Genomic DNA, 13,390 nt, shown 5'->3' with positions numbered 1-13,390 from the left:
AAGACACCCGCCCCGTCATCTTCCGCTCCCCCACCGCGGTGACCCCCGCACACCCCCTCCGACCTGGCCCACTCCTGCCCAACGACAGGAAGGCACCCCTCCATTCATGGCGGTGCGCCACGATTCCGTCACATCACGTTCACATCACAGGTCGCCCGTAACCCTCCGCAGCACACCCGAACCGCCAGTAACTTCGTCTCGCCACAGCCCGGTCAACGGCACCCGCACTCGGACTTGGGGGCATTTGCCATGCGCCTGACACGAACCACCCTCACGGCCCTCGCCGCCCTCGCCCTGGCCGTTCTCCCCGCCACCGCGTCCGCCCACGACGGGGACCACCCGTTCAAGAGCTGCTCGGAGGCGTACGAAAACGGCTGGTCGAGGATCTCCAGCGGGGACGACCACTACGGTCCCGCACTGGACCCCGACGGCGACGGCATCGCCTGCGACGAGCCGCCCACCGGCTTCATCCCGCGCGACGACACCTCGGTCGACGACGGGAACACGACTCCCGTGGCCGACACCACCCAGGCCGCCACGAGCGACGACGCCGGGTCGGACGACCCCCTCACCACCTACGTGACCATAGGCGTGGCCGCCGTGGTCCTCGCCGGAGGCGCCGTCCTCATCGCCTCCCGCGTGCGCCGCGGCACCTGACCGCCCCACAGGGCGCGTCGCGCGCACGACGGAAGGGGCGGCACCCCCGCACGGGTGCCGCCCCTCCTTCGTGATCCGGAGCCGTCGCCGATCGGTGAGGGTGGTCGGGTGACAGACGACGGCCCCGGGGTCCTGCGCGCCCCGGGAGGGCTCAGCGGTGGTCGCTGCCCGCCGAGGTGACGGCGGCACGGCCGGCCTCCAGACGGGCCACCGGGATGCGGAACGGGGAGCAGGAGACGTAGTCCAGCCCGACCTCGTGGAAGAAGTGGACCGACTCCGGGTCGCCGCCGTGCTCGCCGCAGACGCCGAGCTTCAGGTCCGGGCGGGTCTCCCGGCCGGCCTTGGCCGCGGACTTCACCAGGGAGCCCACGCCGTCCTTGTCGATCGTCTCGAACGGCGACACCCCGAAGATGCCCTTCTCCAGGTAGGCCGTGAAGAAGCTGGCCTCCACGTCGTCCCGGGAGAAGCCCCACACCGTCTGGGTGAGGTCGTTGGTGCCGAAGGAGAAGAACTCGGCGGCCTCCGCGATCTGGCCGGCGGTCAGCGCGGCGCGCGGCAGCTCGATCATCGTGCCGATGGCGAGCTTGAGCCGGGTGCCGGTGGCCTCCTCGACCTCCGCGATGACCTTGTCGGCCTCCTCGCGGACGATCTCCAGCTCCTGCACCGTGCCGACCAGCGGGATCATGATTTCCGCGCGCGGGTCGCCCTTGGCGTTCCGGCGCTCGGCCGCCGCCTCCGCGATGGCCCGCACCTGCATGGTGAACAGGCCCGGGATGACGAGGCCGAGGCGGACACCGCGCAGGCCCAGCATCGGGTTCTGCTCGTGCAGCCGGTGCACGGCCTGGAGCAGCCGCAGCTCGTTCTCGTGCGGCTCCTGCCGGGACTCGGCGAGTGCGACGCGGACCGACAGCTCGGTGATGTCGGGCAGGAACTCGTGCAGCGGCGGGTCGAGCAGGCGGATGGTGACGGGCAGGCCGTCCATCGCCTCGAACAGCTCGACGAAGTCCTTCTTCTGGAGCGGCAGCAGCGCCTTCAGCGACTCCTCGCGCTCCTCCTGCGTGTCGGCCAGGATCAGCCGCTCCACCAGCTCGCGCCGGTCGCCGAGGAACATGTGCTCGGTGCGGCACAGGCCGATGCCCTGGGCGCCGAACCGGCGGGCGCGCAGCGCGTCCTCGGCGTTGTCGGCGTTGGCGCGCACCCGCAGCCGGCGCTTGCGGTCGGCGAAGGCCATCATCCGGTGCACGGCCTCGACCAGCTCGTCGGCGTCGTCGGCGCCCGGGTGCATCCGGCCCTCGAAGTACTCCACGACAGGCGACGGCACGACCGGGACCTCGCCCAGGTAGACCTTGCCGCTGGAGCCGTCGATGGAGATGAGGTCGCCCTCCTCGACGACGTGCCCGCCCGGCACGGTCATCCGGCGGCGCTTGGTGTCGACCTCCAGGTCCTCGGCGCCGCAGACACAGGTCTTGCCCATGCCGCGGGCGACGACGGCGGCGTGGGAGGTCTTGCCGCCGCGCGAGGTGAGGATGCCCTCGGCGGCGATCATGCCGTCCAGGTCGTCGGGGTTGGTCTCACGGCGGATCAGGATGACCTTCTCGCCGGAGCGTGACCACTTCACGGCGGTGTAGGAGTCGAAGACCGCCTTGCCGACCGCGGCGCCCGGGGAGGCGGCGATGCCGCGTCCGACCTGCGCGACCTTGGCGCTCTCGTCGAAGCGCGGGAACATCAGCTGGGCGAGCTGGGCGCCGTTGACGCGGGTGAGCGCCTCGGCCTCGTCGATCAGGCCCTGGTCCACCAGCTGCGTGGCGATGCGGAAGGCCGCGCCCGCGGTGCGCTTGCCGACGCGGGTCTGGAGCATCCACAGCCGGCCGCGCTCGATGGTGAACTCGATGTCGCAGAGATCCTTGTAGTGGTTCTCCAGGGTCTCCATGATCTGCATGAGCTGGTCGTACGACTTCTTGTCGATCTGCTCCAGCTCCGCGAGCGGGACCGTGTTGCGGATGCCCGCGACGACGTCCTCGCCCTGCGCGTTCTGCAGGTAGTCGCCGTAGACGCCCTGGTGGCCCGAGGCGGGGTCGCGGGTGAAGGCGACGCCGGTGCCGGAGTCGGGGCCGAGGTTGCCGAAGACCATGGAGCAGACGTTGACGGCGGTGCCCAGGTCGTGCGGGATGCGCTCCTGGCGGCGGTAGAGCTTGGCGCGGTCGCCGTTCCAGGAGTCGAAGACCGCCTTGATGGCGAGGTCCATCTGCTCGCGCGGGTCCTGCGGGAAGTCCCGGCCGCACTCGGTCTTGACGATCTTCTTGAACTTGGTGACGAGCTTCTTGAGGTCGGCGGCCTCCAGCTCGGTGTCGACGGTGACCTTCTTGGCCGCCTTGGCCGCCTCGAGCGCGTCCTCGAACAGCTCGCCGTCCACGCCGAGGACGGTCTTGCCGAACATCTGGATGAGCCGCCGGTAGGAGTCCCACGCGAACCGGTCGTCGCCGGCCTGCTTGGCCAGGCCCTGCACCGACTTGTCGGACAGACCGATGTTGAGGACGGTGTCCATCATGCCCGGCATGGAGAACTTGGCGCCGGAGCGGACCGAGACGAGGAGGGGGTCGTCGGCCTGGCCGAGCTTCTTGCCCATCCGCTGCTCGAGCGCCTCGAGGTGCGCACTCACCTCGTCACGCAGTGCCGCGGGCTCCTCGCCGCTGTCCAGGTAGACCTTGCAGGCTTCCGTGGTGATGGTGAAGCCGGGTGGCACGGGGAGACCGAGGTTGGTCATCTCGGCGAGGTTGGCCCCCTTGCCGCCGAGCAGGTCCTTGAGGTCCTTGTTGCCCTCGGTGAAGTCGTAGACGAACTTCACGCTCTCAACGCTCGTGCCCGACTGAGCTACGTGGGGATCTTTGTTTTCCGACACGGGTCTCGACTCCTCGAGGACGCGGTGGCTGCCCTGACGGCGAGGAATGTACCCAGATCAAAGGCGTCTGGGTACGTCCACTTGCGCGTCGTGCGCCTGTCACCGGCCGGGCGCCGGCGGATCGAAGGTCAAAGCTTGGCAAGCCGTGGAGGCTCGGTGTTTTCACTTCTTGAACGCGGGGCGCCTCCCAGAACTGGTCGAGTTGCTCAGGTGAGCATCCTGAACCACGTTTGATTTCGCCCGATGAACGATCATCGAGTGGCACTGAGTGCCAACCTTTGAGAAGTGCAGCCTCCTCCGATTCGCTCATCTGAGCGCAACCCCTATCAGGGGTGGTGAGAATCACGCTGCCATACGGAGCCCGGTTCCACCATGCGGACCGGTGCGATGAACGCTCCGGCCCAGCCGCCCGTACGGACTGGAGGCGGATCCGGACCCCCACGCCGGATCCGCCTCCCGCCTCACCGGTATCGGTACGGAAGGAACCTCCGGGTTGCCCGTCTTCACTCGCGTCCTCACGGGCCTGCGCGCCCTCCGTGTTCCCATGCGCCCGCGGGACACACGTGTCCTCACGCGCCTGCGCCACGCACGCGACGCGCACCCCTCCGCCGACCGTGCCCTGCGGCTCACGGGCCACGTCCTCGCCGCCGTGCTGGTGCTCGGCGCCCTGCTGATGCCGAACACCGCGCCGGGCCTGCGCCCCGACCGCTTCACCCGCATCCCCGCCGAGGCGATCGTGGGCGCGGTCCTGCTGCTCGCCCTGCCGCGCCGGCCGCGCGTGATCTTCGCCGCGCTCTACGGGACGGGCCTCGGCGTGCTCACCGTGCTCAACCTGCTGGACATCGGTTTCAGCGAATACCTGGGCCGCGGCTTCAACCTGGTCCTCGACTGGGGCCTGCTGGACGACGCCCTGTCCTACGTGCGGGACTCCATGGGCGGCTTCGTCGCCGACGCCGCGGCCGTCGGAGCGGTGCTGCTCGCCCTGCTCGTGGTTCTCGTGATGGCGCTGGCCACGGTGCGGCTCGGCAACGTGATCGCCCGGCACCGCACCCGGGCCGGCCAGGGCGCCATGATCGCCGGCACCGTGTGGATCACCTGCGCCTCGCTCGGCCTGCAGATCTCGGGGCTGCCGGTCGCCTCCGACCGCGCGGCGGACACCCTGCGCGGGCAGACCCGGCGGGTGGTGGACACCCTGCGGGACGAGGCGGCCTTCGCCAAGGAGGCCCGGACCGACACCTTCGGCGCCACCCCGCCCGGACTGCTGCTGCCGGACCTGCGCGGCAAGGACGTCGTCATCGCGTTCATCGAGAGCTACGGCCGGGTGGCCGTGGAGGACCCGCTGATCGCGCCCGGCGTCACCCGCACCCTCGACGCCCGGGGCGCCGCGCTCGCCCAGGCCGGCTACCGGGCGCGCAGCGGATGGCTGACCTCGTCGACGTACGGCGGGAGCAGCTGGCTCGGGCACTCCACGTCCCTGTCCGGCCTGTGGATCGACAACCAGCAGCGGTACCGCACCGCCACCAACAGCGACCGGCTGACCCTCACCGCCGCCTTCCGGAAGTCCGGCGCGTGGGACACCGTCGGCATCATGCCGGGCGTGCAGAAGACCTGGCCGGAGGCCGAGTGGTACGGCCTGGACAAGGTCTACGACGCCTCCGGGATGGGTTACGAGGGCCCGAAGTTCAGCTGGTCCACGATGCCGGACCAGTACGCCCTGGAGGCGTTCGAGCGTCTGGAGCACGGGAAGAAGCGGAACCGGCCGCTGATGTCGGAGGTCATCCTCACCTCCAGCCACCAGCCGTGGGCGCCGGTCCCGGAGATGATCGACTGGGAGGACCTGGGCGACGGCTCGGTCTTCGACGCCATCGAGGAGGAGGGCCGGGACGCGTCCGAGGTGATGGCCGACTCCACCGAGTCCCGCAAGGAGTACGGCAAGTCGGTCTCGTACTCGGTGACCGCCCTCACCGAGTGGCTGGAGCGCTACGGCACCGACGACACCGTGCTGGTGTTCCTCGGCGACCACCAGCCGATCGCCCGGGTCACCGGGCACACCAAGAACCGGGACGTGCCGGTGACGGTCGTCGCCAAGGACCCGGAGGTGCTGAAGAAGATCGACGGCTGGCGGTGGACTCCCGGCCTCCGGCCCGCCGACGACGCCCCCGTGTGGAAGATGGACGCCTTCCGCGACCGCTTCCTGAAGGCCTACGGATCCGTGCCCCGGCCCACCAAGGGCTGATCAGCCGCCGGAGGTGTCCAGCTCGGCGTCCTCGCCGACGCCCGCGCAGTCGTAGGGGTCCTTCAGCCAGCCGTCCGGCAGCACCACGCGGTTGTTGCCGGACGTACGGCCGCGGGGGCCGTCGGCGCCGGCCGGCCAGGGCTGGTCCAGGTCCAGCTCGTCGAGCCCGGACCGCAGCTCCTGGAGCGTGGAGGTGACGGCGAGCCGCCGGCGCATCTCGGAGCCGACCGCGAAGCCCTTCAGGTACCAGGCGACGTGCTTGCGGAAGTCGATCACGCCGCGCGACTCGTCGCCGATCCACTCGCCCAGCAGGGTGGCGTGCCGCACCATCGCGTCGGCCACCTCGCGCAGGGTGGGCCGGACGTAGTCGTCGGGGCGGCCCTCGAAGGCGGCGACCAGGTCGGCGAAGAGCCACGGCCGGCCGAGGCAGCCGCGGCCCACGACGACGCCGTCGCAGCCGGTCTCGCGGACCATGCGCAGGGCGTCGTCGGCGGACCAGATGTCGCCGTTGCCGAGTACCGGGATCTCGGGGACGTGCTCCTTGAGGCGGGCGATCGCGTCCCAGTCGGCGGTGCCGCCGTAGTGCTGGGCGGCGGTGCGCCCGTGCAGCGCGATCGCGGTGACGCCCTCCTCCACGGCGATGCGGCCGGCGTCGAGGTAGGTGATGTGGTCGTCGTCGATGCCCTTGCGCATCTTCATCGTGACCGGCAGGCCGCCCGCGCCGGCGACGGCCTCGCGCAGGATGGCGCGCAGCAGGTTCCGCTTGAAGGGGAGGGCGGAGCCGCCGCCCTTGCGGGTCACCTTGGGCACCGGGCAGCCGAAGTTGAGGTCGATGTGGTCGGCGAGGTCCTCCTCCGCGATCATGCGGACGGCCTTGCCGACGGTCGCCGGGTCGACGCCGTAGAGCTGGATGGAACGCGGCTGCTCGGAGGCGTCGAACCGGATGAGCTGCATGGTCTTCTCGTTGCGCTCGACCAGCGCCCGGGTGGTGATCATCTCGCTGACGAACAGGCCCTTGCCGCCGCTGAACTCCCGGCACAGGGTACGGAAGGGCGCGTTGGTGATCCCGGCCATGGGGGCGAGCACGACGGGCGGTTGCACGGTGTGCGGGCCGATGGCGAGGGGCGTGTTCACGGTCGGCGAGGCAGTGGGCATTCCCCCATTGTCCAGCATTCCGAGGGGCGCCCGGCACAGAGATCGTGTAGCGGTCATTAGTTAGACGCACTATCGACATCGGCGTACGATGGCGCGCATGCCCCAGCTCAGCCATGGCCGCCGCATGCTGGTGCTCGCGATCTGCTGTATGAGCCTGCTGATCGTGAGCCTGGACAACACGGTTCTGAACGTCGCCCTGCCGTCCCTCCAGCGGGAGCTGGACGCGAGCACCTCGGGACTGCAGTGGACCATCGACGCGTACACGCTCGTGCTGGCCTCGCTGCTGATGCTGGCCGGCTCGACCGCCGACCGGATCGGCCGCCGGCGGGTCTTCATGTCCGGCCTGGTGGTCTTCACCCTGGGCTCGCTGCTGTGCTCGCTCGCCCCGGACCTGAACTGGCTCGTGGTGTTCCGCATGGTGCAGGCGGTGGGCGGCTCCATGCTCAACCCGGTCGCCATGTCGATCATCACCAACACCTTCACCGACCCGCGCGAGCGGGCCCGGGCGATCGGGGTGTGGGGCGCGGTGGTCGGCCTGTCGATGGCCGCGGGACCGCTGGTCGGCGGGCTGCTGGTGGACTCGGTCGGCTGGCGCTCCATCTTCTGGGTCAATCTGCCGGTGGGCCTCGTCGCCCTGCTGCTGACCTGGCGCTTCGTGCCGGAGTCCCGTGCGCCCCGGGCCCGCCGCCCGGACCCGGTGGGCCAGGTCCTGGTCATCGCGCTGTTCGGCTCGCTCACGTACGCGATCATCGAGGCGCCGCACGGGAGCCTGGGTTCCACGCTGCCCTTCGCGGCGCTGGCCCTGATCGCCCTCCTGGCGCTCCTCCGCCACGAACCGCGCCGCCCGGAACCGCTGATCGACCTGCGCTTCTTCCGCTCGGCGCCGTTCAGCGGAGCGACGGTGATCGCGGTGAGCGCCTTCGCGGCGCTCGGCGGGTTCCTGTTCCTGTCGACGCTGTACCTGCAGAACGTGCGGGGGCTGAGCGCGATGGAGGCGGGGCTGTGGATGCTGCCGATGGCCGTCCCGACGTTCCTGTGCGCCCCGCTGTCCGGCCGCCTCGTGGGCAGCCGGGGACCGAGGCTGCCCCTGGTGATCGCGGGCGGCGCGATGACGGTGAGCGGGCTGCTGTTCGCCCTCTTCGAGGCGGAGACGTCGAACGCGACGCTGCTGGCGGGTTACCTCCTCTTCGGCGTCGGCTTCGGCTTCGTCAACGCCCCGATCACCAACACGGCGGTCTCGGGCATGCCCACCGACCAGGCGGGAGTCGCCTCGGCGGTCGCCTCCACCAGCCGCCAGCTGGGACAGACACTGGGGGTGGCGGTGCTGGGCGCGGTGCTTGCGGCGGGGGTGGGGTCCTCGTCGTACGCCGACACGTTCGTGACGGCGTCGCGGCCGGGCTGGTGGATCCTGACGGCGTGCGGGGCTGCGGTCCTGACGCTGGGCGTCGTGACGACGGGCCGGTGGGCCCGCTCCACGGCGGAACGGGCGGCTCGCCGCCTGAAGGGGGAGGAGGAGCGGGCTCGCCGGGCGGGGGTGGGCGCCTGAGGCGTCCGCGCGGGTGGTCGGTGGCTGGTCGCGCAGTTCCCCGCGCCCCTTGGGCTGCCTCCCCCGCCGCCACGGAAAGCGCCCCGGCGCTACGGGCAGCATCCCGCCTGTGCGGGTGGTCGGTGGCTGGTCGCGCAGTTCCCCGCGCCCCTGAAGGGTGCCTCCGTCAACGGCCGTTGGATCGGGGCCGTGGGCGACACCGCCGGCGCGGGTTCCGCGTACCCCCACCTGTTGATGTTGCTTTTGCTGCACACTCCGTACGGCGACAGCCATCCGCCGACCGCCGGAGGCACCATGCCCCAGATCGACTCGAGCAAGGTAAGCCGCTGGGACCTGCACGGACGTGAGCACACCGTGCTCGTCCACCGCACCGGAGTGCAGCGGACGATCAGATGTGACACGTGCGGCTGGCGCCGGTCCGCCCAGTTCCTGCCGTGGCTGAAGGCACAGGAGCACCTGGAGCAGGCCCACCAGGCGACGGTGGACCCCAGCGCAGCCTGACGGACCCGCCCGGGTCAGGCCCGCAACCCCCGCAGCAGCAGATCCACCGCCGCCGCGAAGTCGGCGTCCGCCTCAGGTCTGTCCCACTCCCCCGCGTAGGCGGGATCGTGGAACCGCCCGGTCGCCTGGAACACCGCACGCGCGCTGACCGCGGGGTCGTCGCTGTGGAAGACCCCGGCGGCCACTCCGTCGGCGACGATCCGCGTCAACTGCCCGGTCAGCTCGTCGATGTGCTCGGCGACCGCGCCCACCTGCTCACCGGCCAGCACGCTGTAGGTGGCGAACAGCTCCGGGTCGTCGCCCGCCTTGCGCCGCTTGGCCGTGAAGAGGCCGGCGAGCCAGTCCCGCAGCCGGGCCTCCGGGTCGCGGGACCCGTCGCCGGCTATCCCGTCCAGCGCCTCGGACGTACGGTCCAGCCACCGCTTGGTGACCGCCTCCCGCAGTGCCGCCTTGGTGCGGAAGTGCCGGTAGACGCTGCCGTGGCTGACGCCGAGGGCGCGGGCCACGTCCACCACGGTGGCCTTCGCGGGCCCGTGCCGGCGCAGCACCTCCTCGGTCGCCTCCAGGATGCGCTCGGCGGTCAGGGTCTCGGTCGCTGCCATGTCTAGACCGTACCCGCCGCCGGGATCACTCCTCGGTGCCGAGGTGGGCCATCATCGGCTCCGGGTAGCGGGCACCCGCCGCGGCCCCTGGCGGCACCGCCCGCTCGATCGCCGCGAGGTCGTCCGCGTCCAGCGTGACGTCCAGCGCGCCCAGCGACTCCGTGAGCCGCTCCCGCGTACGTGCGCCGACCAGCGGCACGATGTCCTCGCCGCGCGACAGCACCCAGGCGACGGCGATCTGCGCGACCGTGACGCCCTTGCGCGCGGCGATCTCGCGCAGCGCGTCGACGAGGCGGAGGTTGTGCCGGAGGTTGTCGCCCTGGAAGCGGGGCGAGTGGGCGCGGAAGTCGTCCGCGGAAAGCTGCCGGTCGGCGGTGAAGTGGCCGGAGATCAGGCCGCGCGCGAGCACCCCGTAGGCCGTGACGGAGATGCCGAGTTCACGGGTGGTGGGCAGGATCTGGTCCTCGACGGCGCGGGAGATCAGGGAGTACTCGATCTGGAGGTCGGTGATCGGCGCGGTGGCGGCGGCCCGCCGGATCGTGTCGGCGCCGACCTCGCTGAGGCCGATGTGCCGTACGTGGCCCTTCTCGACGAGCTCCGCGACGGCTCCGACGGTCTCCTCGATCGGCACGTCGGGGTCGGCACGGGAGAGGCGGTAGACGTCGATGTGGTCGACGCCCAGCCGCTGGAGGGAGTACGCGGCGAAGTTCCGCACGGCGGCCGGGCGGCCGTCGATCGGTCCCCAGCCGCCGTCCGGGTCGCGCAGGGAGCCGAACTTGACGCTGGTGAGGGCCTGTTCGCGCAGTCCGGCGGGGGCCGTGCGCAACGCCTCGCCGATCAGCAGCTCGTTGTGGCCCATGCCGTAGAAGTCGCCGGTGTCGAGCAGGGTGACGCCGGCGTCCAGGGCGGCGTGGATCGTGGCGATCGCCTCGGCCCGGTCCGCCGTGCCGTAGAGCGCGGACATGCCCATGCAGCCGAGCCCCAGGGCGGACACCCGTGGGCCGGTCTTTCCGAGAGGTCGTGTGTGCATCGTCATATCTCCACCTTGACATGACGAATGACAGATTTCAATATCTGTCATTCATTTATCTGTCACTCGCCCGTCCGTCGCCCACCCGTCGGGACGCCGGTCCGGAAACGCGGAACGCCGGGCCCCGGAGATTCCGGGGCCCGGCGTTCGTGCCGGTCAGAAGAGACGGGTCAGCAGCCGACCAGGCGGGCGGCCAGGTAGCCCTCGATCTGGTCGAGGGAGACCCGCTCCTGCTTCATGGTGTCGCGCTCGCGCACGGTCACCGCGTTGTCGTCCAGGGTGTCGAAGTCGACGGTCACGCAGAACGGCGTGCCGATCTCGTCCTGGCGGCGGTAGCGGCGGCCGATGGCGCCGGCGTCGTCGAACTCGATGTTCCAGTTCTGCCGCAGCGCCTGGGCGAGGCCCTTGGCCTTCGGGGACAGCTCCGGGTTGCGGGACAGCGGCAGCACCGCGACCTTCACCGGCGCGAGGCGGTGGTCGAGCCGCAGCACGGTCCGCTTCTCCATCTTGCCCTTGGCGTTGGGCGCCTCGTCCTCGACGTACGCGTCGAGCAGGAAGGCGAGCATCGCCCGGCCCACACCGGCCGCCGGCTCGATGACGTACGGCGTCCAGCGCTCGCCGGCCTCCTGGTCGAAGTAGGAGAGGTCCTGGCCGGAGGCCTTGGAGTGCGCGGAGAGGTCGTAGTCGGTGCGGTTGGCGACACCCTCCAGCTCGCCCCACTCGCTGCCGCCGAACTGGAAGCGGTACTCGATGTCAGCGGTGCGCTTGGAGTAGTGGGAGAGCTTCTCCTTCGGGTGCTCGTACCACCGCATGTTCTCCTCGCGCAGGCCGAGACCGGTGTACCAGTTCCAGCGCTGCTCCATCCAGTACTCCTGCCACTGCTCGTCCTCGCCCGGCTTGACGAAGAACTCCATCTCCATCTGCTCGAACTCGCGGGTGCGGAAGATGAAGTTGCCGGGCGTGATCTCGTTGCGGAAGGACTTGCCCATCTGGGCGATGCCGAACGGCGGCTTGCGGCGCGAAGTGGTCTGCACCTGGGCGAAGTTGGTGAAGATGCCCTGGGCGGTCTCGGGGCGCAGGTAGGCGATGGAGCCGGAGTCCTGCGTCGGACCGAGGTGGGTGGAGAGCAGGCCCGAGAACTGCTTGGGCTCGGTGAAGGTGCCCTTGTTGCCGCAGTTGGGGCAGCTCAGGTCGGCGAGGCCGTTCTCCGGGGCGCGGCCCTTCTTCTCCTCGTACGCCTCCTCCAGGTGGTCCGCGCGGAACCGCTTGTGACAGGAGGTGCACTCGGTGAGCGGGTCGGTGAACGTCGCGACGTGACCGGAGGCGACCCACACCTCGGGGGCCAGAATGACGGACGAGTCGATACCGACCACGTCCTCGCGCGACGTCACCATGTAGCGCCACCACTGGCGCTTCAGGTTCTCCTTGAGCTCGACACCCAGCGGTCCGTAGTCCCAGGCGGCCTTCGTGCCGCCGTAGATCTCACTACTGGGGAATACGAAGCCACGGCGCTTGCTCAGGCTGACGATGGTGTCGATCTTGTCGGCGGCCACGGTGCTCTCTTCATTACGACGACGGGCGACGAAGCGGAGATGCTTCCAGCGAATGCCTCAGGTTACCGGCGGGGACGGCCCCTCGACCAAATCGGTCCCCCCAAGCGGACCTCCGACGCACCGGCAGGGGCCGCGAAGGGGGCCGACGGGGAGCTTGTTGACAACGGTTTCCATATCAGTTGAAAATGACTGTCATGAATGTACGACGACGTCACATATCCGCGGTCGCGCTCACCGCTGTCGCCGCCCTCGGGTTCGGCACCCTCACCGCCTGCTCGTCCGACAGCGCCGCCGCGGGCGACACCGGCACGTTCGACGTCGTCGCGTCGTTCTACCCGATGGCCTTCCTCGCCGAGCGGATCGGCGGCGACCACGTCCACGTCACCAGTCTCACCCAGCCCGGCCAGGAACCGCACGACCTGGAGATCAGCGCCAGGCAGACAGCGCAGCTCGAGGAGTCCGACGCGGCCCTCTACCTCAAGGGCCTCCAGCCCTCCGTCGACGATGCCATCGGCCAGTCCCCCATCGCCACGAAGATCGACGCGGCCGAGCTGACCGCGCTGGAGGAGCACGGCACCGAGGCCGGCCACGGCGAGGAGCACGGGGACGAACACGGGGACGAGCACGCCCATGAGGACGAGCACGCCGATGAGGACGGGCACGGCCACGACCACGAGGGCGGCGACCCCCACATCTGGCTCGACCCGGTGAAGTACGCCGAGGTCGCCGAGGGCGTCGGCAAGGCCTTCCAGAAGGCCGACCCGGACCACGCCGCCGACTACCGGAAGAACACCGCGACGCTGGTCAAGGACCTCAAGGCGCTCGACCAGAAGTTCCGCGCCGGCCTCGCGAACCGGAAGACCGACGTCTTCGTCACCACCCACGCCGCCTTCGGCTACCTCGCCGAGCGCTACGGGCTGACCGAGGAGGCCATCAGCGGACTGGACCCCGACACCGAGCCCAGCGGGGCGCGCGTGAAGGAACTGCAGAAGATCGCCAAGGAGGACGGCGTCACCACCGTCTTCTACGAGACCCTCGTCAGCGACAGGACCGCGAAGACCCTCGCCGGCGACACCGGCCTGAGGACCGACGTCCTCGACCCGGTCGAGGGCATCACCGACCACTCCCGCGGCGAGGACTACTTCCAGGTCATGGAGGCCAACCTCACGGCCCTGCGCACCGCGCTGGGCGCCCGGTGACCCCGACGACGC

At 70.5% G+C, this 13,390-nt stretch carries 10 protein-coding genes; 5 read left to right on the top strand and 5 right to left on the bottom strand.

What is annotated here, in order from left to right; genetic code table 11:
• Window positions 1-249: 249 nt before the first annotated feature.
• A complete protein-coding gene (locus tag ELQ39_RS21845; RefSeq protein WP_242593536.1) occupies window positions 250-657 on the top strand; it encodes an excalibur calcium-binding domain-containing protein in 408 nt (135 codons plus the stop codon).
• 151 nt (window positions 658-808) lie between these two features.
• Here ELQ39_RS21845 and ppdK read toward each other — a convergent pair whose 3' ends face one another.
• Window positions 809-3,556 (bottom strand): pyruvate, phosphate dikinase, encoded by a 2,748-nt coding sequence (gene ppdK, locus ELQ39_RS21840; RefSeq protein ID WP_242593534.1) that lies wholly within the window; start codon window positions 3,554-3,556, stop codon window positions 809-811.
• Between the two features lie 493 nt (window positions 3,557-4,049).
• On the opposite strand from ppdK, the gene ELQ39_RS21835 reads away from it, so the two are divergent.
• Complete coding sequence (locus ELQ39_RS21835) at window positions 4,050-5,792, top strand: CDP-alcohol phosphatidyltransferase (RefSeq protein ID WP_242593531.1); 1,743 nt, start codon at window positions 4,050-4,052, stop codon at window positions 5,790-5,792.
• Here ELQ39_RS21835 and dusB read toward each other — a convergent pair whose 3' ends face one another.
• Window positions 5,793-6,947, bottom strand: coding sequence for a tRNA dihydrouridine synthase DusB (dusB, locus tag ELQ39_RS21830; RefSeq protein ID WP_190000539.1), 1,155 nt, complete (start codon window positions 6,945-6,947; stop codon window positions 5,793-5,795).
• 97 nt (window positions 6,948-7,044) lie between these two features.
• On the opposite strand from dusB, the gene ELQ39_RS21825 reads away from it, so the two are divergent.
• Entirely contained in the window at window positions 7,045-8,493 is a 1,449-nt protein-coding gene (locus tag ELQ39_RS21825) for an MFS transporter (RefSeq protein ID WP_242593529.1), read from the top strand.
• A gap of 294 nt (window positions 8,494-8,787) precedes the next feature.
• Entirely contained in the window at window positions 8,788-8,994 is a 207-nt protein-coding gene (locus tag ELQ39_RS21820; RefSeq protein ID WP_242593527.1) for a hypothetical protein, read from the top strand.
• A gap of 14 nt (window positions 8,995-9,008) precedes the next feature.
• Here ELQ39_RS21820 and ELQ39_RS21815 read toward each other — a convergent pair whose 3' ends face one another.
• From ELQ39_RS21815 to ELQ39_RS21805, 3 genes are all read right to left on the bottom strand, one after another.
• Window positions 9,009-9,596: a TetR family transcriptional regulator gene (locus ELQ39_RS21815; protein ID WP_242593525.1), complete on the bottom strand. Its 588-nt coding sequence runs from the start codon at window positions 9,594-9,596 to the stop codon at window positions 9,009-9,011.
• Between the two features lie 25 nt (window positions 9,597-9,621).
• A complete protein-coding gene (locus tag ELQ39_RS21810) occupies window positions 9,622-10,632 on the bottom strand; it encodes an aldo/keto reductase (RefSeq protein WP_242593523.1) in 1,011 nt (336 codons plus the stop codon).
• A 164-nt stretch (window positions 10,633-10,796) separates the two neighbouring features.
• Window positions 10,797-12,179 (bottom strand): glycine--tRNA ligase, encoded by a 1,383-nt coding sequence (locus ELQ39_RS21805; protein ID WP_190000544.1) that lies wholly within the window; start codon window positions 12,177-12,179, stop codon window positions 10,797-10,799.
• Between the two features lie 194 nt (window positions 12,180-12,373).
• Here ELQ39_RS21805 and ELQ39_RS21800 point away from each other — a divergent pair, with 194 nt between their 5' ends.
• Window positions 12,374-13,378: a metal ABC transporter substrate-binding protein gene (locus tag ELQ39_RS21800; RefSeq protein WP_242593522.1), complete on the top strand. Its 1,005-nt coding sequence runs from the start codon at window positions 12,374-12,376 to the stop codon at window positions 13,376-13,378.
• The last annotated feature ends 12 nt before the right edge of the window (window positions 13,379-13,390 follow it).

The organism is Streptomyces sp. GB4-14 (genome assembly GCF_022696125.1).
Classification (GTDB): Bacteria; Actinomycetota; Actinomycetes; order Streptomycetales; family Streptomycetaceae; genus Streptomyces; species Streptomyces werraensis.
The sequence above is the reverse complement of the archived record's forward strand: the minus strand, read 5'-3'. Positions and strand labels throughout refer to the sequence as shown.